This is a genomic window from Aquimarina sp. 433 (genome assembly GCF_054054605.1).
In genome coordinates, this window is the sequence record NZ_JBSWZK010000010.1 from 67,400 (window position 1) to 90,978 (window position 23,579).

Here is a 23,579-nt window from a genome sequence, read left to right on the forward strand (position 1 = left end):
TTCAGCACAGATCTATTATGCATTATTGGTATGTATTTAGGCAAAACTCTTACAGGTACCTGTAACTAAAAGAACATATTTGTATATAGAACATAGAAAGAAAAAAGGCGTTGTCCTTTCGGAATAATGTAAGGTCGGATGTATGTTTTTAGTGTTTTTTAGCGTCATTAAACTGCCACAACACATTTACCAATTGCCATTTGCCATTGAGTTTTACAATGTGCATATAGTCAATCCAATCATCTGCAATGAGTTTTACAGAAGCTACTTTGTCATAAATATCCAAAATAACAACTTCCTTTTTAGGATTTTCGGGGAACTTATCTTTATCCTGATTATAGGTTTCTGCCAGTAGGATCATGGCATCAGTGAAAGTTTCTCTTAAATATTCCTTTCCCGTTTTTTTATTCGTCCAAAAAGTTCTTTTTACCATTCTCGGATGCGCAGCTTGTTCGAATTGCTCAGGTTTTACATTATGCTGAGCTTCAATATAATCTAATGCCACTTGCTTGATTTCTAGAGAATCCTTTTTGTTTTGTCCGTAAAAAGAAATACTCATTAGGCAGAATAGGAAACTGAAAGTAACTATGCTTTTTTTCATCATTTTATTTTTTTGTGCAATGCGCTATAAGGTTGAGTATATACCAAGCTATCGTTTTATTCTTACTGTATTATATTGTAAGTCTACTTACACATTAAAGAAACACAAATTCCCCTACATACAAAAAACCAGCAGTTGTTAGTTGCTAGTTTTTGCTAAAAATTAACGTTCATTTATTTTTTTAGTTAAAAGTTTGCTGTAGTTGGTACGATAGCCTTTGTTTACATTTTTCTAATTGCAGTTTTTAAGAAACTATGAAGTTGCAAACTTCGTAGCGCTGCAGTAATTAACCTGCATTCGACGTAAAAAAATTTACGTCAGTCAGCGTGTCCGCCGAAGGCGAGATGTATCGAAGACAACTAAATTTTAGGTAAAAGCCTAATTTCGATACTATTTTTCTTCATTTTATTGCGAAAAACCACTCAATTTGACGGCTTTTAAGAATTTAAAAATCACATCAAACTCACTTTAATTAAACATGCAACTTCTTACCTATCGACATGTTTATTGCCCTTTCTGCTTGCTTCATATGCCTTTGATTATGATATATAACTACTCTAAACGTATCTCCTAATCTTAATTTGATGAATCGTGAAATTGAAATTGCAGTTTTCGTTTTGTCGAGATTTACATCTTTGGACTGATCTAAAAGTGCTAGTATCTGATGTTGTTGATCTATAAACTTGTCTATGGTTTGAAAATCTAATTCTGAGTGTAACGGATTCATAGATGTAAAGGTTTTCATTTTCTTTACATTCTCATTATAAGAAACGGACTTGCTAAAATATCTACCCAGCCAATTACTTTTAAAAATTTCAGAAGGCTTGTGTGTAGAAGTTTGTATTTTGGCTGTGATTTCTGGAATATAAAAATCTCCATACCTATTTAAATGTTCAATACATTCTAAAGCACTCCAACTTTCTGAAGCTGGTTTCCAATTTAGCGCAGTGATAGATTCCTTTTTTAATTGTTCTGCACTGTTTAAGTTCTCTCGTGTAATTTCTAATAAGTCTTGTAATAATTTTTTAGTTGCTATTGCCATTACCTTTATTTTATTACAAATATCAACAGAGATTTTTAAAAAAAAATTGATTGAAATTAAGATTTTTTAATTCTAGAAAGTGTTTCTGGTGTCATTCTTAAATACGAAGCAATATATTTATTCGGTATCTCTTGAAACAGTTGTGGACTTCGTTTTAAAACTCTCTTATAACGCTCCACAGGAGATGATGTTAGAATATCTCTTTCTCTTTCCATTTGCTGTAATACAAAATTTTCTAAAACGGAAAGCCATAGTTCTTTATTCTCGGGTGATGATTCGATAAAGGATGTATACTTTTTTTTACTGATGACATTAACATTCGTCTTTTTTAATGCTTGTATATAGAAATCTGAAGGTTGTTCATTTAGGAAAGAATCTAAAGATGCTATTAAGTTATTTTTATACCCAAATCTTATGGTATGTTCTTCATATTCATCGATTACAAATATTCGTAAACTTCCACTTTTTATCAAATAAATATTGGTATCAATAGTCCCCTTTACCTTTAGATATTCATTGCGTTCTAATACTATTTCTCTATCCCAAAGCTTTTGGTTATTTATTTTATCAATTAAGTTTGAAATAGGATTCATATTAGCTCGCAGGTACCATAGCATGATATCAATCTATGGATATATGGGTATGATAATTTGTTTCGTTTGTACTTATTTTACATATGCTCTCTAAAGAAACGTAAATTCTTCTATTTAACGTGAATACGACCTAAGAAAATTTATATCAGCCAGAGTGTCCGCCGAAGGCGAGATGTATCGAAGAGTAAATTTTAGGTAACAGCCTAATTTCGATACTATTTTTCTTTATTTTATTGCGAAAAATCACACAATTTGACGGCTTTTAAGAATTCAAAAATTACATCAAACTCACGTTATTAAAAAAACCCGCATTGATGAGTTGTTGGTTTTTGGGCTATGAAGTTGTAAACTTCGCAGAGCTTATTTATTTTCAAAGTTCAGTAAAATATAGCATTCGCATTCCAACAGTTTTAGTTTTCATTAAACTTCCAGGAGCGAATCCAGAAAATGCGTTTTCAGCATACTTATTGTATTTTTTGTTTTTGAATTTAAATTTACAATTCTGCCATAAATTCTCATTAAATACAATATTTTTTAACTCATCATTTATTGGCACTACTTTATAGGAACACCAAAACATATCGGTAAGTTTCCAATCAACAAGTTCACCAACAATTTTACCTTCGTATTCAATATACCATCCATAATCTCTTCCGAAATTAGATTTTTTCAGTTCTTTTTTATTTTTATACTTTTTAAAATATTTTGAAAAGAAACTCACTTACTACAATTAAAATTGTTCTTTTTGGATGATATACCAAATAGGTATATCTACAAACCTTCTCCTAAAGAAACGCAAATTCCACTACATAAAAAAACCAGCAATGATGAGTTACTGGTTATTTGAAGTTATTGATGACAGTTTATATTCTTTTAGTCATCAATTTTCTATCGTTGGAACGATAGCCTTTGCTTAGGTACAATTTGTTTGCATGTACATTATGAGGTTCTACTTCTAGATGTAGCGCTTTTACCTCTAGTTTTTTGGATTCTGAAGCTATAAAATCTAATGTTAAGTCGCCAATTCCTTTATTTCTATATGCTGGTTTTATATAGAACTCATCTATAAACGCATCTCTACCTTTGTACTCAAAACTAAATCCAAATGCCAGTACTAGATATCCAATGGTTTGTTGTTGGAGTTTGATCAAGTATAATCTTCCCAAAGATCCGTTTGAAGTAAATTCTAATAGGTTCTTTTCTCTATTTATTGAATCAAAAGCATAGCCCTCCATCTTGTTAAATGCAGCCATCATTTCCAAAACCTCAGCTTTATCCTTGACTGTATAGGTTGTAAACGATATTTCCATTTTATTGATTGTAGTTAACATTTAACATTAAGGAGCAAATTGCAGAATTTGGCACATGTAATACACAAATTATTCCAAGCAGTTTTATTTGGCTTTTATGTAAAGTATTTTCCTGTCGAATTTATCTTCAAATAAATATAGATAATCTAATTCACCTTGAATTTCATTGTATTTCTTCCAAGGAGTCAATTCTTCAGGTGAGTCCAAAAACAATTTGATTCTCTTTAAAAGAACCTCATGAAGTTCATCAGATATTGTTCCCTTAAAATGGTCAATTCTATAATATTCTTCATGGTTTATCAAAACGTTATAAAACTCAAGGAGTTGATTTCTGAAATTATTTTTAACGTATAATTCGATACAAAATTCAATATCACTTAAAGCTTCATTTATCGACATTTCAAATATTGGTGTAATTTCAATATAAGGCTCACCCCAAGCGAATTTTTTCTCTTCAATCTGACATTTAGGAATAGTTGAACTATCAATTTTCATTTTAATGGCAATCCTTGATATTATTTAAATTAATTTACAACGGCAATTATAACAAACGTTGCTCTCGCGAAGGGCAACTATGTTTTGTTATATATTGTTGCGTGCAATTGGTTTTAATTCTTTAAAATCGGTTTTGAATGATATAAATGAATTATCTGAAATATAAGCTTCCAATATTTTAGGTTGTCGCCCCCAACTATCAGAGACACTTAATTTTTCTTCTGCTTTATACCATTCAATTTTATCAAACCTATCGTCATATTCGATCCACTCATGAATCATATCGATTCTATTGATTATTTTAACTCTTTCGCATATTAATGATTTAATGTCCTTATTTGAATTAAGACGTCCAAAATATCTAGGACCTCCTGCGGTTCCAAAAATTTCGATTGTACCGTAATTTTCAGATTTAAAAAATAATGACGGTTCATATTCGTCATAAAATTCAATGAATTCGTGTACGCCTACATATTTTAGAATTTGTTGTCTTTCCCAATCTTCCTTTTTCGGAAACTTCTTATTTAACTCTTCATCAAGAATTAGTTTTTTTGGAGCATATGGGTTTCTACCTTTATTAAATTCATAATCAAATTTGAGTAATTCTTGAATAAGCTTTTCATATTCTTCTTCAGAAATACTCATGCCATTCCAAGTGCATCCAGGAGACATTCCTCCACTATCTCCTCCACTTTCCAAAAGTTCATTTATAACCTCAATAGGAGGAATCAGTCGAATGTCTTTTTCTTGATTAGCATATGGAAAAGAGTATGGGTAATCCAATAGCAGTGAACTCAAATCTCCATTAACCTTTTCTGGTTCGCTCATTGACCAGTGCCTAGTATATTCCATACTTGTTTAAAATTGTTCATAACGGTCTTGTGTATGATTTTGTTGCGTGTTTAAGCACTAAATTTAGCAAATAAATCACAGATAGAAAGTCCGCGAGGGCTTTCGTAAGTAGGCTATAACTAGCAATGAATTATACACGTTGTTGGCAAATCGTTTTTTAGAAGTAATCTTTTTCTTCATATTTCACATCCCCAATTATAACTTTTCTGTCTTCTATTAATTGAGCACTTTCTCTAGAATTAATTTCAAAAATTGTTGAATTCAAACTATCAACATAGCTAGCTTTTATCGCCAATTGATGTTCATAAAACCATTTTGGTATAAATCGTTTAATCTCTTTTTCTGAATATAATCCAGCATCTTTTAAGTTCTTTGTGTAACCACCTGATAAAGGCGACCACCAGACAATATGTTTAGAACTATACTCATCTATTTTTCTTTTGGCGACAAAATAATATGCATCTTTATAGTCAAAAACATCTAAAGAATCTATGTTGTCTTTTCCAATCGATTGATATGTCTTTTTCTCAAGTTCGTTTGATGATAGATAAGATTTAAATCGAACCGATAAACTAATTTCTCCTAATCTAATTACAGAAATGTTTCCAAAAAGATTGTTTAAATATTCTATAACCTTCGCAGGTTTATATTTTTCTTTAACTAATCTGCAAGTGAAAATTATATCATTTTGATTTAGATTGTCTTTACCAATATATTTGATAATTGTATCAAAATTTGAATCAATGAATTGGTCGTCTTTCAAAACGATATTATTCATATCACATACAACTTTGAGAAAATCAAGTAATTCATTTTCTACTTTGTTAAATATATTTATTTCTTCTAGCAAAGGAATTGATTTTTCTGAATCCAGTTCTTTTTGAATTTCCCTTAGCTCGCTTATTTTTTCAGTCCAAAATTTTTGTATAGTTACTTGATATTTTATATTGAAAATTTCACTTGATTTTATAACCGGAATTATCTTGTCTTTGAATTTTTGTTCTTTAACAAATTCTAAAACCTCATACATACAATTTTTAGATTTTAGATAATCCTCGGATATTATCATAATTACGAAGTCAGCATTTCTTATTGACTTCATAAATTCCTTAATACTTTGCTTGTATTTTAAATCTCTTACATCTCTTTTTAACTTGATGTTGTTTTCGGAAAACCATTCGTCAATTTGGTCAGCAATATCTTTGTTTTCCCAATTATATGATAAGAATATATTCAATTTCTAGTTTTTTTTAAATGTTCACCAATGCTCTGGCCTATAAGTAGTTGCGTGGATTATCACGATACTTTGCAAGTACACACCAAGCTAAAAATCCACGTGGATTTTCAGAAGTTGCCGAGAACAAGCAATTACTCACAGTAATTGTTGGCATTAGTTATTTAATAGTTCAATCTCCAAATTTGTTTCGCTAATTTAGCTTGTTTTGATTGTCTATGTTTTAATTTATTTGGATTCCAGATATCATAATCAAATTCATTGGTCAATGAATATTTTGATTTAGAATATTTTATTTTTTTCTCTTCAATTAGTTTATTTTCACACTCTTTATTTAATTTACCTTCTAAAATTGTAAAATTCCCAATTCTATAAATAAATTCAATTTGAGTGTCTTTTACAAAACTGTTATTCCAATCATCACTTGGGTTTTCGGGAAGAATATGTTCTAATGTTCCACTGTCTTGTTCAAAATCAAATGTACTCCTATTAGAGTTTTTGTTTTCTAGATTATAGATAATATATCTAGCAAGTCTATTTTTTGATTTTGTATTTATTGTTTTCAATGTAAATTGATTAGTAAATATCTCGTCAGAAACATATAGTTGGCTTAAATCACTAAATACTTGCGAAGCATTTGTGCTAATCCCCTTAATAATATTATTTGCAGCTTTACTATATACTTGTTCTAATATGTTAGTTTTTAAACCAGAAATAACTGTGTATCTAAAGGCAACAACAGAACAGATCTTAACAACTTTTGTAAATGTTATAATGTCAAATTTTTCATAGGCGGATAGTAATAAAGGAAAAGGTTGTTTAATTCCAAAAATTTGTAATTCGGTTAAATGATAAATTAAATCTGACTGTCCTTTCCATAAATCATCTTTTGGGTCTGATAACGCATTAAATACTTCAGCGTGAACTTCTAAATTTGTTATTATATCAATAACGTCTTTTTGGTCTGAAACAGTTCTTTTAATAGCTTTAAATAATTCTTTTTCGGTTATTAATCTATTACGTGAAATCCAATAATACCTTAAGAAGTTTGAAAAGTCTCTGTGCCTTACGTAGCTTAGAATATTATCCCATTTGTTTTTAATGTGTTCTTGGTCATCTTCTGCTACTTTAGAAAAAAGGTAGTTCTTAAATAAGTCAGTTACGGTTAATGGAATTCCTCTATCATTTAAAGTTTCAAATACCAAATAAGCGTTAAGTTCATCGACAACTGTTATCTGAATGAATTGTAAGTTATCTCCAATGAACTCAATAAAATCTATTAGATTGTCTGTGTCATTATCTTTAAAAACTTCTTGTTTAAGTTTTTTATAGAAATATTCATATGCTTCAAGTAATGCTTTATTAGATTTAGCAAGTTTACTTTTGTTTGGAACATTGTGAAATTGAATTAAATAAGAGGAGTAGGTAGGATTATTTAGCTTATTTAATTTCAATTTTGGTGAAAACATTAATGATTTTGCAGATTTAAAACCTACAAATTTTCTCATCAAAATATCTTTTCGTTGTTCGTTATCACTTTTATTCTCATTGTTTTGAATTAGCTCTTCTATTATTCTAATACAGCTTAAGGCTAATAAACTCAATGTTGTTAATCTTTGTTGACCATCAATGATTTCAAGTTGCTTTTTTTCTTTCTTTATCAAAACAATTGAGCCCATATAATGCCTGGTATTACTCTCCAAAGCATTGTTAATATCTAACCATAAATCATCCCAATTTTCTTCTTTCCAAGAATAATCTCTTTGAAAAAGAGGAACTTGATAAGTGTTATCTCCTGAAATAATATCACTAAAAGATATTGTATTTGCATTCAGTAAATTTTCGTTTCTATTCATATGGTTGTTCTAATTAATGCCAAAGTAGGTGTATATCTACCTATCGTTGTAATCTTACTATATTTTAATCTATTTGTACGTATTTACAAACCCCACTAAAGAAACGTAAATTTCCCCGAATAAAAAAACCAACTTGTATGAGTTGCTGGTTTTGTTGTATGACTGGTTGTGCTTCGAGGGCCTCAGCATACCATACTTCGACACTTCGACAAGATCAGTGTGACATCTCAGTGTCCGGTTTTGCTTTTTCGCTTTGGGAACACTTCGACAGGCTACCATTGCCGTGTTTTATAAAACATTGTTTTTCATATCGATACCATGAATTTAAATTTTATCTAATTCACTTTGATGGAGCTTCTTTTCTTTTTTTCATTGCCAATCCTTCAACAGGCGCTGTCCTGAGCTTGTCGAAGTGCTCAGTGTGACAAAACAAAAAAGTCTAGGCTTACAAAAAGAACTTAAGAAAATGCTACGCCACCTTCAGCCACGGATGAAAAAAACTCGCTATCGCTCAAACAGTTTTTCACCCCCAAGCCCTCGCTGCTGCCTTGATTTTTAAAGTTCTTTTTGATAGGCCATTTCAAGCTCATTACGTTAAATACCTATACTGAATAAAACTTTTATTGGATGTCTAAGTGTGACACCTCAGCACGACGCTTCATTTTTGTTATTCAAAATTTACTTGTCTTCGATACAATCCGCCCAAAGCGGATCACTCTGACTGACGTAAATTTTGTGTCAGCTCAGTGTTACACCTCAGTGATCGATTGGTGGTTGGAGTTAGAATTGATAGCCGATAAAAAACCAAAAGTTGTTTACGAAGCGATGTGCGTTGATCGTAGCGCCTTCCCACTGTGTTTCTGGGATGTTATTAAAATAGTACCGAAAAGGGATAGAGATATTGGTATATAAATGTTTGATGCCAAATATATTTTCTTTTCGGTATCCAATCGCAACTCCTACCGTGGCAGTTTCATTTACCAAGCGATTGGTAGAGATCAGATGGTTATACTCATCTTTTACATAGGCAACACTGCCACTGTAATAAAAGTTCTTGCGCTTTCCAAAATACCGATCATAGTACAATTCGTAAATCCGAAAATAGCCTTCTACATTGTCGCCATCCACCGCTGCAGATTCCCATTTACTAGATAAATGCCTTTCGGTTAGATTCACCTCTCCGATCATCAATCGGATTTGGTGTTTTTCATTAAAACGATAGCCTACTTCTCCGGCAAAATTCTGGAACTTGTTCATCGTCATTTCAAAGGTTTCGTATCCCACAAAAAATGAGGAACGATCTTGTTGTTGTGCATTCATTGCTATCATCCATAGCAGTAATGCGATTACTAATAGTTTCTTTATATGTATCATATGATTGTTTTTTGTTTGTGTTGATTACATTTCTTCGCGCTTCGAGAGCACTTTGACAGCACTTCGACAAGCTCAGTGTGACACCTTGAGTTTTAAAGTTCTTTTTGATAGGCCATTTCCAGCTCAGTGCTCCGATTCATTGTTTGTTTTTCAAAATTTACTTGTCTTCGATACAATCCGCCCGAAGCGGATCACTCTGACTGACATAAATCTTGTGGCATTAAACTCCTATTAAGTTTATCATAACAACTCGTTATTTGGTTTTGAGAGTGGATTGGATAGTTTCCAGGAAACTCTGATGATTACGAGTAGCAGTATATTTTCGATCACTACAAAAAAGATATCATCCATATCTGCGTTAGGTAATGTGCTTAGAAAACCCAGTGATGTGATAACCGCTGCAACAGTATTGTACCACGTATTGGCTTTGTCTTTTAATATTCTGGATAATAAGATCATTAAAATGGGAATCTGAGATACGAAACCATATACCAACATATTCACTTCTGGTATCTGAAGTGTCATCATATGCTCGATATATCCTTCACGCAAAAATTCGTGTAGATCTCTTACGATCATATTAAATAGAATGACAATCCACAAGGTGGATAATAATATTCTTGGGTCTATAGTGTTTGTTTTCATCTGTTTGTATTTTTTAAATGGATTAAAATGTTAGTGTATGGCTGAGATGCGATGATTCGTTATAAATTTGAGATCATCTAATACGGCATTAGATTGCCCCCAATAAAAACTATCATCGCTACCGGATATTAATTGAATCGCAATGGTGACATAGGCATTCTTGTGGATCTCGTCGATCTCCAAATAGAACCTATCGAATTGTGCATTGGGCGTGGTGATATCCAAAATATGAGCATCTTCCAAATCTTTATCTGAGATCGTGTGGATCATCTTTTCCGAAGAAATAACAATGATTCGCAATACATCTTCTGCCTCATCGATATCCGATCCTGAAAATTTATAGCGTCCAGTCAATTGTAGGTATTCAAAATTTTCAGTAACAAAAAAACTAGTCATAATTTCATTGGTCTGTGCTAGATATTCTCTATGCAATGCCAAAGCAGTTCTATTAGCATCTGGTAATTCATATTTGTAGGCAAAACCTTCGTTATACGTTTGTCTCCAACGCTCATTTTTAGGATGCTCTTTCCATCCTACTGGCAGTTCATATTCCTGATCTTGACAATGGATCATTTCGAACTGATTAAAATCTCCGTTTGGAATTGATACCTGCGCTGCCAACTCGGATACTGTGGCGATGATGAATAACACTAATTTGATTCGTAAAGTTCTCATTACTTCATTTTTTAATGGATTACACAATTAATACTGAAGCAAATATCTAGTGAAGTGAATGGTTATAAAACTTTACTATGCAAGACGGAGATATGTCTCTGCAAAAGCGGATTTTCTATCTGCAAAAGGTTTTGGGATTTATGACAATTATCGTTGAGAATAAAAGCTATTCTCGATACAATTTTTCTTCACTCCATTACGAAAAATCACTCGAATTGACGCTTTTATGAATTAGTTATTAAACATTTGGAATTCGTTTTAAATTCAACCTCTTGTCATTTCTTTTGCGATGCATTCCTCTCGTTACCTCGTCGGATGCAATAAAGAAACGAAACAAATCTTACACTGATGAAAAAAAATTCAAAGCGCTGCTTTGGAACGTCAAATCCCAACGCTGAAAAGGGTTTTTATCTCTAGCCTTAAATTGATATGAATTCTAATCACCACAACCTTACCATTTACTGGTACTGATTTGCTGAAAAAAGGAAGCTTTATAGGTTTCGGAAATGGGAATGAGTTGCTCACCGATTCGTATTCGGTTTCGTTCGATGGAATCAATTTTACTAATAGAAACCATATAGGATTTATGAACCCTACAAACCAAACTAGCAGGAATGATCTGCTCAAATTCTTTAAAATTTTGCAGTGTCATAATTCTTTTATCTGGCATATGTATTCGGCGATAATCTCGCATTCCTTCGATATATAAAATATCTGCAAGATTGATTTTTTCTAATCGGTTTTCGGTCTTTACAAAAATGAAATCCGGTTGTTGCTTTTGGGTTTTATTTTCTAGATTTTCCTGCGCTTTATTCACCGCTTGTAAAAATCTATTGAAGGTAAAAGGTTTTAATAGGTAGTCCGTAACATTAAGCTCAAAGCTTTTTAAGGCATATTCCTGATAGGCAGTAGTCATAATTACTTCACTCGCAATCTTTGAGCTTTCTAACAGTTCTATCCCCGATAATTCATCCATATTGATATCCAGGAAGATCACATCTACAGTATTTGCTTTTAAAAAAGCGAGACCATCTAATGCATTATCAAAAGTAGCTGCAACGTTGAGAAAAGGGATTTTCTCTGCAAATTCTTTAGTTCTTTCGAGTGCTAAAGGTTCGTCTTCGATAATAATGCATGAATATGGTGTCATTCGTGATTCAATTCTTTAAAATGTTACTCGATAATTGAGTTTTACATGCTACTCAATAGTTTACTCGTTGATTATCAAACGTACTTTATATTCTTCTTTTTCTTTTACGATAGCTAAAATGTGTTTTTCGGGATACAGCAGTGCTAATCTTTTTTCGATCAGTGCATTTCCTAATCCATGATTCATATGAGTTACTTTCCTATTAGGATTGAACTTGTTTGCGCATTCAAACCGAATGCTTCCTTCTTCTATAAAGATATGAATCGTAATGGCATTGTCTATTTTTTTATTAGAAGTATGCTTAAAAGCATTTTCAATAAAAGGAAGAAACACCATCGGAGCAATTTCTTTACCCTTTGGTGAACCTGTTATCTGATAATTGATATAGCGCTCATTGGCTGTTCTTATCTTTTGTAGTGCCAAGTACTTTTCGATATACTCTAGTTCTTTGTTGAGAAGTATTTTATCCGTTTTTGTCTCAAAGAGCATAAAACGCATGATATCCGATAATTTATTTAAATACTTGGAAGCTTCTTCTGCATTTTTAAGAATCAGAATATCAATATTATTAAGGGTATTAAATAAAAAATGGGGATCCAGCTGTGATTTTACCAAAGCCATTTCCATTTCATGGTTTTTTTGCTTCAGCTCTTCTTTCACTTTTAATTCTTCATACCAAGTAATAAATCCTTTGGTCACTAATCCGATCACTCCAACGATAAAACTGACAAAAGAAATAAACACGATACCTACGGTAACCGATTCCTGAGCTCCTGTTAAACTCTCTTTTCCTAAGAATACATAGATCAATACATTTCCGATGAAGGCTGCGCCAATCGAAAAGGCAATGGCATATATGATCGACAGCAGTATTCTTTTTTCTCGAATTTTGGGGAATACCAAAAAATAAAATGAGTAATAAGAAATAACGGATGGAATGATCGAAAAATAAAAAGATCGCACCATCATTTGCTCCACGATTTCATTGCCCTCACTTGCTACTGAGAGATACACCAAGATAACGGTTAATACCAAATAGCATAACCAAAATCCAATTTGTAATCCAATAATGATTGACTTCTTCACGATGAATAGCTAAAAGTTTACTCGATAATCCAGATCTAAATGTTCCAGGCTTGCCTACACCTCTACATCTTTTTTTCAATTCAACTCTACTTGGTTTTACCACTGAGGTGATTTACTACTACAAAAATCATCTTTTAATTTATAACTATACATAATATTCTGCAAAGTGGCATTATTTGTCTGCAAAACTGGAAATAAGAGTTTGTATGACTATTCTAAAGTATATTCTTTGGTATTATCATCGATTAGTTTTTTAAGCGCTGCTAAGTTTTTATCTTCTTGTGCTTTCATACCACTTTTCATCAAAGCGATCATGGATTTAGCCATCAGACTGTTTCCTTTTACCATTGATTTAGAAGTTATGGTAGTTTTACCATTATCCTCATCAAAAGACATTTCATACTCCATATCCATAAAATCCATTGAAAAAACCATGGCCATAAGTTCATTTGGTTTCATAGCGGTAATGGTTTCTGTCATCATCATTTCTTCTCCACCTTCATCGATATATACATTAGAAACCGCAGCTACTGTATTAGGTGTGCCACTAACATGTTCTGTTCTTAGAAAACCTTCGATCCATTTGGGTAGATTAGATTCATCAGACATTACGGCCCAAGATTCGTTTGCCGGTTTATTGACAACAATTTCATTCTCGTAAGAAACGGAAGAAGTAAAAAGTCCTATTCCAAAAAAGATCAATACGATGGCTACTACAGCAATCAGTAGATATTTTAAATACTTCATAATGTTATGTATTGGTTAGTGGTGGTGTTATGTATAAGAAAGATTCTCTTTATAAATATACTGATTTTCTGAAGGTTGAAGAAATGAGGTCCAAAAGTAAATGAATGTTATATGTTGATATTTAATAAGGCACTTAAACATCCGAACAATGACAAACATGCTCGACAAACATTAGTTAGAATAATCACAGTCATCAGGAATATAGATGTACTTATTTGTGATCTTTCTCATTTCGGTAAACTTATACACAAACGCTTTTTCCTTTCCTTTTTTAAGACTATACTCCTCTTTTATAACATCGAAATTAAATTTTTCTTTATTTATTATCTGTTGCCATATTAAGTATACTTTATGGTTTCCTATAAAAGGTTTTTCAAACTTTTCGGTCTTATGAGTAATGTAGTGTATCTCCCAATTTTTCTTCCGTTTTTTAGGATTTCTTCTCTTCAGAACAATGTGGTTATATGCTGTATCCCGAATTACAGTATCCTTTTGTATTTCGAAAAAGTATTTTTTGGCAAATTTAGTATTGTACTATAGGTGTACCAATTCTTTTGACCAAGTCACAATCTAAATTAATTCTATTGGCATTTAGAAAAGAAGATTTTTCCAAAGAAAAAAAAGTTTCAAACTTTCTTTCGTGATCTACAAAATTAAATTCAAAATCAGGATTTCCGTCGTTTTGCAAAATTAAATGGTACCTATTATCTTTAGAATTAATAAATACCGCTTGTACTTTAATCGGACCTTCTAAAGATTCCTGATATGTATACGCCATCATATAATCAAAATTATAGGCACGTTGCGATATTATTGATTGGCTAATAAACGCTACTAATAACGCAAGGATAAATTTATTCATAGATATTCACTAACTAATATGCTTTGCGATAGGTTTTTCTTTCTTGTAATTGGGTAAGTTCTTTTCCATTCCCGATCAGAAATTTTGTAGGTAAGGTTTCTCGATCATTAAACCGTTGCAGAAAAACAATAAAATGTAGATGCGGACCTGTAGACCAACCTACGTTACCGCTAAAACCGATATGTTGTCCTTTTTCTATGAGATCTCCAGAAGCTACGATAGCGCCATTTTTTTTGATATGTGTATATTCTGCGAATGTACCATCGGAGTGATATACCAAAATATAATTATTAAATCTGGCGCAATCTTCTCCTGTACATGTCTTGTTAAAACTCTGCTCTACCAAAACAACTTTACCTTCTCTGGCAGCATAAATAGGAGTTCCTATGGGCATTCTAAAATCTAATGCATTCTCATTATGATGCGAAATGGTACCGTTATACCCTTGTGTAACCATATGCTCCGTTCCCTTCTTAAAAGGAAGATGATACGCATAATCAGTATCATAGTCTTCTTGTAAGTGATTTCCATGATTATAGCGTACACTAAATCCTAAGCGTAACGCCTTTTTTCTATCTACCACCGTAAGATCTGCAATATAAAATTGTGTAGTTTGTTCTGGAACCTCTATAATTTTAATATCGCCAATACTAGAAGTAAGATTTTCAATCTCAAAATCAATCTCTACAGAAACCGGACAAAACTCACCATTATCAGCAAGAATTTTATATCCATCATCTGTTTCCTGATAATACACTCTAAAATTTTCCTGTGAAAAAACTACTATCGAATAAAACGATAGCACCCAACAAATTACATTCTTCCTATTCATTTCTTTTCCAATTACCAGAATAAAATACTGCTTTTATTTGGGAATTGCTAATAAAGAATCTTGATTTTGTAGAACGATTATATTAATAATTAAACTTATAGGTAATTCCTCCTAATACCTGGATTCCTTGCACTGGGAAGTTTGCCCAACGTTCATAGTTCTGACCTGCCAGGTTATTACCTTTTACAAAAACTGATAGTTTCTCATTAAATCGATAGCCCAAATTTACATTGGCATCAAAATAACTATCTAAAGTTACTGTTGCTTCTGGTGTTGGTGGTACAAAGGCAACCGCAGTATTAATATCTTTTCGCTCACCAACATAAAACAGTTGTGCTCCTGCAAACCACTGATCTGTGATCTGATAATCCAATAATGCAGACGCTTTTAATTCTGGTAAATTCCAAGCTTCTTGTTCATCATCTGTATTATAGCTATAGTACTCTCCGGTAATCCCTAGTTTAAATTTCTTATTGATATTAAAATTTAATTCTCCATATCCACTTAAGGTTAGGATATCATCGTATCTGTATGAAAAAGAATTGCCAAAATCGAACCCTTCTAATTGTACTACTTCTGGTCTGTTGTTTACAAATAAAGGTTTATCATTTTCAGAAGCATAACCACCTCTAAAATTATAGCTTACTACATCAGATAGTTTTCCTTTGAAACCTACATAGGCATCGAATTGATTGTGTGTGGTAGTTAAAAATAGCGTTGGTGACACATAAGGATTTGCTTGCACCGCATCTCTATAGGTGTTTTGTTGTAGCCCTCCTTCTAAACCTCCATAAGCAATAACCGTCTCATCTAGTAATCTATACGATGCTGTAACTTTTGGATAAATAAAGAAATCATTATCATTATTCTGGCTATCGATACTAAAAAATACTGCCGCACCCAGATTTAAAGTTAAATTATCTCGTAATACGACCAAACTTGGTTGAACTCCTAAATTTAGAATACTAAAGTCATTTGGTGTTTGTAATGCTAAGTTTAAAGGTCTATCAAATCCACCTCCTAAATAGTCAATAATAAAATCTGTAGTTACTAATTCGTCTACGATTTCAAACTCGAATGTAGGTTTAAAAATGGCATGATGCTCTACAGTACTGGTAGCGTCTCCAAAATAGCGATAGTTTAGAGAGGCTCTCTTAAAATACAGGTCATCGAATTGCAATTTACCCCCCAACTTGGCCCCAAAATAATTCTGTTGAGGGTCAATTGCATCAATTTGTTCTTGGGTTAATACAGGAATATCTGGCAACCCATACCAATTATATAATTGGTGCTCCGCTCCTACTTCTATTCCGTATGTAAAATCTTTGGTACGTGATGTATAATTAAGATCTAAAAACGTATTGTAAAATTTATCATCCAATACGACATCTTCTATTCCTCCTTGCGAAGAATTATGATGTAAATACAAACCGATATTGTCTGTTCTATTTAACTGAAAATTACTATAAAACTCCGCCAATACCGATGTGAAATTTCCAAAACCTAAGGTTGCATAGTTATCATATAATGGTATTTTTTTAGGCTTATCGATATTAGCAGCTCTTCCTTTTGCAGGTGAAAAGGTAGATGCAACAGGAACCGAAAAAATACTATATCGTAATTGCTTTTTCTTTTGTGTAACAGAATCGTCTAAAATTGGCGTAGATTTTACCTTAAACGCATCACTAATCGTTGGCGTGTATGTTTTTACGATTACTACTCGTTCTGTTTCTATAGTCTCTTCTTCTTCTTCCTGTGCAAATAATGATGAAATACTGCAAGCGATTACGCAGGTAAAAGAAAATAATTTCTTAATATATCTAGACATAAATGGAAAATCGTTTATAACTGATTATTATTGTTCGGTTTTGATAGATGAATTTGTTTTTGCCTCCTCAGCTTTGATCTTTTTGAGTTCTGATCGTGCCTCGGAAATCACATCAGGATAGTCTACAAAGTTTTTGATCACACTTTCTAAAATATAGGTTGCCTGATAGGCATCTTCTAATCCGTAGAAATTCTTAGCCATTAAGACCAAACCTTTGGCTCCGTATAATTTGTATCCCGAAAAATCTTTTGCTAATTTTTGTACTGTTTCATTAGAACCTTTGTAATCTCCTTCTTTATTTTTAAAATAAGCATCATAGTATAGTGCTTCTGCTGCTAATTCTCCAGTTGCTATTTTTCTAACTTCGGCATAGGCTCTTTTGGCTCTGGCATCATCAGCAGTTTGTAGCGCAGCTCTGGCAATAAAAATCTGCGCATCACTTTTTACATCATTCTGAATTTTAGGATTTTCTAATACCTTTTCTGCATAAGCAATCGTTTCCTGATAATGCACTAACTGATAATGTGATTTCATAAGATTTGACTGTGCAAAAATGATATTCTGCGGAAAATCGGCATCTTTTTCTAATCTTTCTAAGACAGGAATAGCTTTTTCGTAGCTTCGGTTTTCTAAATGTATCTGAGATAATCGTGCCAATGCTTGCTCCGTAAATTCTGTTCGTTCTTTTTGCAATACATATTCATAATGCGGAATGGTTGCTTGCTTATCTCCTTTTTTGTAAAATAATTGTGCCAGATAAAAATGACTTTTTAACGCATGAATCCCATTTGGAAACTCATCCAAATATTTTTGAAATCCTGCAATCGCAGCATTGTCATTATTCTCTAAATACTGCTTTTCGGCAGCTTCATATGAGGTATTATCCAAATCTGCATCGGTTACATCTACAAAACTCAAGCCTTTTACCCAACTAGAATACTCATCTGTTCTCCCCAAATCCACATAAATTAATCTAGCCGTATTCACTGCCTGAATCGCTTCTTCGGTTCCTGGGTAGTCTGCTACTACTCTTTTAAATTTATACAGCGCTTTATTACCTTGGTCTCCATTATAATAGATCAACCCTTGTTTTAGCAATGCTTTAGGCACATAAGAACTTCTTGGAATCTCTCTAATCAATTTATCGTATGCATCAATACCTCTTTGAGTTTTGTTTTCCGCCACATACGTATTCCCAAGAGCAAACATAGCATCATCGCGATATGTTGATCTGGTATACTTTTTTAGAAACATTTCTAAATCGCTGATTTTCTTATCATTCTTTTTCACAAATCCATAGCTAATCGCCTTCTGATAATGTGCATAATCAGCATCTGCCCCTCCTTTTTTGATGGCTTTGTTATAAGCTTCCATTGCAGGCCAATATTTACTAGAAATAAAATGACTATCTCCTAATCGTAAGTAAGTATCAGTCAATCGAACTTCGTCTATTCCGCTATTTTTAGCATAGCTATCAAAAGAATTTGCCGCTTGTGGGTATTGTTTTAGTTTAAAATAAGTATATCCTATATTATAATCTATATCATTATTTTCATTCGTACCAACGCTACCTTCTTGTCCTTTGAACTGTTTAAACCCGATGAGTGCTTCTTCAAAATTACCTTGTAAATAATCACATTCAGACTTCCAATAGATAGCTTTGGCAGTATATTTAGGATCGGTCTGTTGTGCTAAAGACTTATCGAAATACTTTTTTGCTTCGGCATAATTGGCTTCATTATACAATTCTACTCCTCTTAAAAAGGCAACTTTTTGGTATACTACTTTATCCTCAAAATTACGACTACCTTCTAATAGATCCATCGCTTCTTTATAATTTTTAGAAGTGATGTAAGAACTGATTAATAATTCTTGAATCTCATCTTGGAACTCTGAATTTGGGTATGCTTCGGCATATGACAAAAGTACTTTAGAAGGACTCTCATAAGAGTTTCCGATTTCATAACTCAACTTGGCATAATTATACAATGCATCTTCTTTAATTTTTGCTTCGAAATCCATTTCTGAAGCATTTTTGAATGCATTTAATGCCTGCTGCTTTTGATCTGACTTTAGATACGATTCTGCCAAATGATAATATGCGTTCTGTGCGGTTGCATTACGCCCATCGACAATCTTATTAAATTCTGAAATCGCATTTTGATAATCGCCTCCTTTATAATAAGCGTACCCTAACTGGTAATAATCTGTATTATTCCATTTTCCTTTTCTTCCTTTATAGGCTTTTAGGTGTGGGATGGCTTTATCGTATTCTCCAAGATTAAAATAACTCTCTCCTATAATTTTGTGAAGTTCTGATTTTTCGGAAGGTTTCGATCTAGGTAATTGGCTTAACCCGTCATTAATCGCCTCTTGAAATTTTCCAGATTTAAAATTCATATCACTCTGGAAATACGACAAGTTTTTATTGTATTTATCTAAGTCCTTTACCTCATCAAAAAGCTTGTCTGCTTCCTGATAATTATCTCCTTCGTAAGCAATAAAACCTAAGTAATATTTTGCCTGTGCTCCATACTCATCTGTTTCTTCTACCTGAGTCAAGAATTTTTTGGCTTCATTAAAACGTTGAATTTTAAAATAAGCGTACCCATTATTAAAATTGAACTTTTCTTTTTCAGAACGGCTCATATTACCCTGATCCACTTTATCGTACCATTTACGTGCATAGGCATATTTTCCGTTATCAAAATAATAATTAGCAACATCTAAATAGGCTGCGTTACGTTTGATACTGGTTGGATATTGCACCACAAACTCCTCCATGAGATCATCTGCTCCTTTTTGATTTAACCAAACAGCACAGTTGGCAATGTAGTACGTACATTCTGCATCGATATTTTCATCATCTACAGCATCTCTTACCTTATCAAACAAATTTTGAGCAGCCAAAAATTGTTTGTTATTATACAATTCTAGTGCTTGATTATAAAGCACTAATTCATTAGTGTAAATTGCTGATTGCTGAGCAGAAATCTTTGAAGATAGGATTGCCACAAAAAGCATCAAAGTGATGTATTTGTTCATGTAATTATTTCTTTTAACGTTTAGAACCTGGCAACTACCAGCGCTCATGTTTAATAGAAATTTCAAGGTTTGCCTTGACCAAATTTTCTTAAAGTAAATATCGTTTCCCGCGAATAAATTTTGTGTTAAAGATACCCTAATCTTCATACTAATAACGAAATATTTTAAAGATAATTACATCAACGATCATTTTTTGATGTAGATATTAATTGATTTATGATTTGGGTGTATTTTTTTGCTCCTTTATGGTTTAAATGATCAGGGTCGTAAAAATCTGAATCTTCTATCCTGTAGTCTTGGCGTAGGTTAATGTATCGAACATTTTCATTGTCCTTCTCTAGTACTTTACATGAATTGGTAACCTTTTCTAATTTATCTGGATTCAAATACGATACGTATCCATGATATACCGGCATATCTACGATATATACATTACAATTTTTCTTTTTACAAGCATCAATGATTGCTTGTAGCCTACCTATATTTTCACTAAAATCGAATAAAAAATCTTCATGTCGCTTTGCAGCTCCCCAACTTTCGACATCTAATGATTGTCCGTTGGTACTATCATAATAATCACCCCAACCCTTAGCATCACATCCTATGATCGTACCTTCATCGAGATATGCATGCACTAAAGAAATGGATTTATTGAGTCGTCTGGTTAATGCTAAACTATATTGTTTCACATCCCAAGGAGAGATGATAGGTATTTCTAAATCCATTTGATTTTGGTAAAAATATTTACGCCATATCTCTCCTTTTGTATTTTTTAATTTACTTAAACTATAGTACCCAACAGTAATGATTACATTTTGAAGATTGGGCAAACTGTCTTTGTGTTTTTCAAAAAGTAATTGATCCATATACAGACTCTGACTAATATTAGCCAGATTCAATGTTTCTGTATCTATATAAGAAGGATTAACACCGAAAAAAGCATGGGAATCTCCCAAAATCAACGTCTCAATTTCGTTGTATCGTTCCTTTATGATCTTATGCTTATAGGTGTAATTAGAAGGTACCGTTCTATAGAACCATTCTAGGGCTCCCCAAACGATTATAATAGGAATAAAAAAAACGAGTATTTTTCTTAGAAAAACCTTCATCATTAAAATTGAAAATAAATAAAGGTTTGTAGATTACCTCCAAAATACAGCACTAAAAACACTACAGCATAATAAATAGAATACCGAATTGATTTCGAAAATATATGCCGAATATCTAACAGGTGTTCTCTTCTTTTCTGGAGCCATTCTATTAGCATATATCCTATTAAGAACAACAAAAACCATTTATTTCCCTGAGGTAAAGAAAATAATGAAGTAGAAAAGATTCCTTGTAGGTATTGAAAAGCTTCCGTTATTGTTTCGGCTCTAAAAAACACCCAAGCCATGGTTACAATAAAAAATGTAATTCCTATGCCTAGTATATCAAACAAGACAGATTTCTGAGTCTGCAAAAAAGCTTTAATTCTCGAATGTTTTAGCAAAAATATCGTAAGGATTAAGAATATTCCATGTATCAACCCCCACGCTAAAAACGTAAGATTAGCACCATGCCATAAACCACTTACCACAAAAACGATCAAAATATTACCAATTAATCTAACATTAGAAACTCGATTTCCTCCTAAAGGAATATATACATAGTCTCTAAACCAAGAGGATAGTGAGATGTGCCATCTTCTCCAAAACTCTATCAAATTCTTTGACAGATAGGGAAAATTGAAGTTCTTCATTAAATCAAACCCTAAAAGTCTTGCTGTTCCTATAGCGATATCAGAATAACCCGAGAAATCTCCATAAATCTGAAAACCAAAAAATATAGCTCCACAAAACAGTGTACTACCAGAATACTCTGTATAATTTTCGAACAGATTATTCACGATTAACGCACAATTATCTGCAATTACCATTTTTTTAAATAACCCGCCTAAAATGAGTTGCAATCCATCTACACTTTTTTCTATATTGAATATTCTTCGCTTTTTAAATTGTGGAAGAAGATTAGAAGCCCGTTCGATAGGACCAGCAACAAGCTGAGGAAAAAAGGAAACAAAGGCAAAAAAAGAGACCACATCATCTGTTGGCTCTATTCGTTTTCGATACACATCGATTGTATAACTTAATGTTTGGAACGTATAAAAGCTAATTCCCACAGGAAGTACTAATTGTAGAGATGTATAAGAAATTGGTTTTCCGAATAACAAAAAGGCATCCACAAACGTTTCTAAAAAGAAATCAAAATATTTAAAAACGAATAATACTCCCAGATTACAAAAAACACTAATCCCAAAAAGTATTTTTCTTCGAATTCCAATACTATTTTTAAGTTTTCTGGCAACTAAAAAATCAATAATAGAGCTTAAAAAAATTAAGGATAAAAAACGCCAATCCCAGAAAGCATAAAAAATATAGCTGGTAATAAGAAGAAATACATTTTGAATCTTAATACTGCTATTAAACACAAACCAATACAATGTAAAAACGATTGGAAAGAATAACGCAAAATCGACCGTGTTAAATTGCAAAATGTATACGCATATAAATTCTTTGGGAAAATTAGTCAAAATCAACGTGGATAAAAAAACATTTTTAATAAATACAATATTCCATAAACTTTATACTTTTACTAAATATTACTAAACTAAGAATTTCATCATATGTCTAATCCTGTTTTAAGTCTTAAAAACGCTTCTATCTATCAACGAGAAAATCTCATCTTATCTGATGTAAATGTAGAAGTGAACAAAGGTGATTTTGTATATCTCATCGGAAAAACTGGAACTGGAAAAAGTAGTTTTATGAAAACGCTTTATGGAGACATTCCTCTTGTTGAAGGTGAAGGTAGTATCGTTGATTTTGATTTAAGTACCTTAAAAGAAAGTCAAATACCTTTTTTAAGAAGAAAACTAGGGATTGTCTTTCAGGATTTTAAATTACTAAATGATAGAACTGTAAAAGAGAATCTATTATTTGTGCTCAAAGCAACTGGATGGAATGACCAAAAAGCAATGGATAGTAAAATTGATGATGTATTAGATAAAGTAGGGATGAAAACAAAAGATTTTAAGTTCCCATATCAATTATCTGGAGGAGAACAGCAACGTATTGCTATTGCTCGTGCATTATTGAATGATCCTGAATTAATTTTGGCAGATGAGCCTACTGGTAATCTGGATCCTCAAACTTCTGTAGAAGTTATGGAAGTTTTGCAGGATATCAATAAAAACGGTAATACCATATTAATGGCTACACACGATTACGCATTGCTATTAAAATATCCTTCGAAAACCCTAAAATGTGAAGGCAATAAGGTTTTTGAAGTAGTGCAACGAAAGGGATAGTAT

At 32.4% G+C, this 23,579-nt stretch carries 22 protein-coding genes; 1 reads left to right on the forward strand and 21 read right to left on the reverse strand.

The annotated features are described in order from the left end of the window. Positions 1 to 148: 148 nt before the first annotated feature. From ACWNT5_RS19000 to ACWNT5_RS19100, 21 genes are all read right to left on the reverse strand, one after another. Positions 149 to 601, reverse strand: coding sequence for a nuclear transport factor 2 family protein (locus ACWNT5_RS19000; RefSeq protein WP_299901339.1), 453 nt, complete (start codon positions 599 to 601; stop codon positions 149 to 151). A gap of 472 nt (positions 602 to 1,073) precedes the next feature. Then, positions 1,074 to 1,643: a DinB family protein gene (locus tag ACWNT5_RS19005; protein WP_456518267.1), complete on the reverse strand. Its 570-nt coding sequence runs from the start codon at positions 1,641 to 1,643 to the stop codon at positions 1,074 to 1,076. Between the two features lie 56 nt (positions 1,644 to 1,699). Then, the gene (locus tag ACWNT5_RS19010; protein ID WP_456518268.1) at positions 1,700 to 2,236 is read right to left on the reverse strand and encodes a Crp/Fnr family transcriptional regulator; all 537 of its coding nucleotides are present in this window, start codon (positions 2,234 to 2,236) and stop codon (positions 1,700 to 1,702) included. A gap of 370 nt (positions 2,237 to 2,606) precedes the next feature. Further along, positions 2,607 to 2,957, reverse strand: a complete 351-nt coding sequence (locus ACWNT5_RS19015; RefSeq protein ID WP_456518269.1) for a hypothetical protein — start codon at positions 2,955 to 2,957, stop codon at positions 2,607 to 2,609. Between the two features lie 142 nt (positions 2,958 to 3,099). Continuing rightward, positions 3,100 to 3,546, reverse strand: coding sequence for a GNAT family N-acetyltransferase (locus ACWNT5_RS19020; protein WP_456518270.1), 447 nt, complete (start codon positions 3,544 to 3,546; stop codon positions 3,100 to 3,102). Positions 3,547 to 3,630: 84 nt separating this feature from the next. Further along, on the reverse strand, positions 3,631 to 4,041 hold the full coding sequence (locus ACWNT5_RS19025) for a hypothetical protein (protein WP_456518271.1): 411 nt from the start codon (positions 4,039 to 4,041) through the stop codon (positions 3,631 to 3,633). An 87-nt stretch (positions 4,042 to 4,128) separates the two neighbouring features. After that, on the reverse strand, positions 4,129 to 4,869 hold the full coding sequence (locus tag ACWNT5_RS19030) for a hypothetical protein (protein WP_456518272.1): 741 nt from the start codon (positions 4,867 to 4,869) through the stop codon (positions 4,129 to 4,131). A gap of 181 nt (positions 4,870 to 5,050) precedes the next feature. Further along, a complete protein-coding gene (locus tag ACWNT5_RS19035; protein ID WP_456518273.1) occupies positions 5,051 to 6,130 on the reverse strand; it encodes a toll/interleukin-1 receptor domain-containing protein in 1,080 nt (359 codons plus the stop codon). Positions 6,131 to 6,291: 161 nt separating this feature from the next. Continuing rightward, positions 6,292 to 7,983 (reverse strand): DUF262 domain-containing protein, encoded by a 1,692-nt coding sequence (locus ACWNT5_RS19040; RefSeq protein WP_456518274.1) that lies wholly within the window; start codon positions 7,981 to 7,983, stop codon positions 6,292 to 6,294. A gap of 780 nt (positions 7,984 to 8,763) precedes the next feature. After that, entirely contained in the window at positions 8,764 to 9,357 is a 594-nt protein-coding gene (locus ACWNT5_RS19045; protein ID WP_456518275.1) for a hypothetical protein, read from the reverse strand. A gap of 240 nt (positions 9,358 to 9,597) precedes the next feature. Further along, positions 9,598 to 10,002, reverse strand: a complete 405-nt coding sequence (locus tag ACWNT5_RS19050) for a DUF6326 family protein (RefSeq protein WP_456518276.1) — start codon at positions 10,000 to 10,002, stop codon at positions 9,598 to 9,600. Between the two features lie 30 nt (positions 10,003 to 10,032). Next, a complete protein-coding gene (locus ACWNT5_RS19055) occupies positions 10,033 to 10,677 on the reverse strand; it encodes a hypothetical protein (RefSeq protein WP_456518277.1) in 645 nt (214 codons plus the stop codon). 451 nt (positions 10,678 to 11,128) lie between these two features. Continuing rightward, a complete protein-coding gene (locus ACWNT5_RS19060) occupies positions 11,129 to 11,827 on the reverse strand; it encodes a LytR/AlgR family response regulator transcription factor (protein ID WP_456518278.1) in 699 nt (232 codons plus the stop codon). Positions 11,828 to 11,887: 60 nt separating this feature from the next. After that, positions 11,888 to 12,913 (reverse strand): sensor histidine kinase, encoded by a 1,026-nt coding sequence (locus tag ACWNT5_RS19065; RefSeq protein WP_456518279.1) that lies wholly within the window; start codon positions 12,911 to 12,913, stop codon positions 11,888 to 11,890. 210 nt (positions 12,914 to 13,123) lie between these two features. Next, entirely contained in the window at positions 13,124 to 13,660 is a 537-nt protein-coding gene (locus ACWNT5_RS19070; protein ID WP_456518280.1) for an SRPBCC family protein, read from the reverse strand. A gap of 523 nt (positions 13,661 to 14,183) precedes the next feature. Then, a complete protein-coding gene (locus ACWNT5_RS19075; protein WP_456518281.1) occupies positions 14,184 to 14,522 on the reverse strand; it encodes a hypothetical protein in 339 nt (112 codons plus the stop codon). A 13-nt stretch (positions 14,523 to 14,535) separates the two neighbouring features. Further along, positions 14,536 to 15,354, reverse strand: a complete 819-nt coding sequence (locus ACWNT5_RS19080; RefSeq protein ID WP_456518282.1) for a M23 family metallopeptidase — start codon at positions 15,352 to 15,354, stop codon at positions 14,536 to 14,538. An 82-nt stretch (positions 15,355 to 15,436) separates the two neighbouring features. Further along, positions 15,437 to 17,182, reverse strand: coding sequence for a TonB-dependent receptor (locus ACWNT5_RS19085; protein ID WP_456518283.1), 1,746 nt, complete (start codon positions 17,180 to 17,182; stop codon positions 15,437 to 15,439). 27 nt (positions 17,183 to 17,209) lie between these two features. Then, on the reverse strand, positions 17,210 to 20,227 hold the full coding sequence (locus tag ACWNT5_RS19090; protein WP_456518284.1) for a tetratricopeptide repeat protein: 3,018 nt from the start codon (positions 20,225 to 20,227) through the stop codon (positions 17,210 to 17,212). 179 nt (positions 20,228 to 20,406) lie between these two features. Continuing rightward, a complete protein-coding gene (locus tag ACWNT5_RS19095; protein ID WP_456518285.1) occupies positions 20,407 to 21,336 on the reverse strand; it encodes a hypothetical protein in 930 nt (309 codons plus the stop codon). Positions 21,337 to 21,338: 2 nt separating this feature from the next. Next, a complete protein-coding gene (locus tag ACWNT5_RS19100; RefSeq protein ID WP_456518286.1) occupies positions 21,339 to 22,760 on the reverse strand; it encodes an MBOAT family O-acyltransferase in 1,422 nt (473 codons plus the stop codon). 132 nt (positions 22,761 to 22,892) lie between these two features. Here ACWNT5_RS19100 and ACWNT5_RS19105 point away from each other — a divergent pair, with 132 nt between their 5' ends. Further along, entirely contained in the window at positions 22,893 to 23,576 is a 684-nt protein-coding gene (locus tag ACWNT5_RS19105; protein WP_299610167.1) for a cell division ATP-binding protein FtsE, read from the forward strand. Positions 23,577 to 23,579 lie beyond the last annotated feature (3 nt).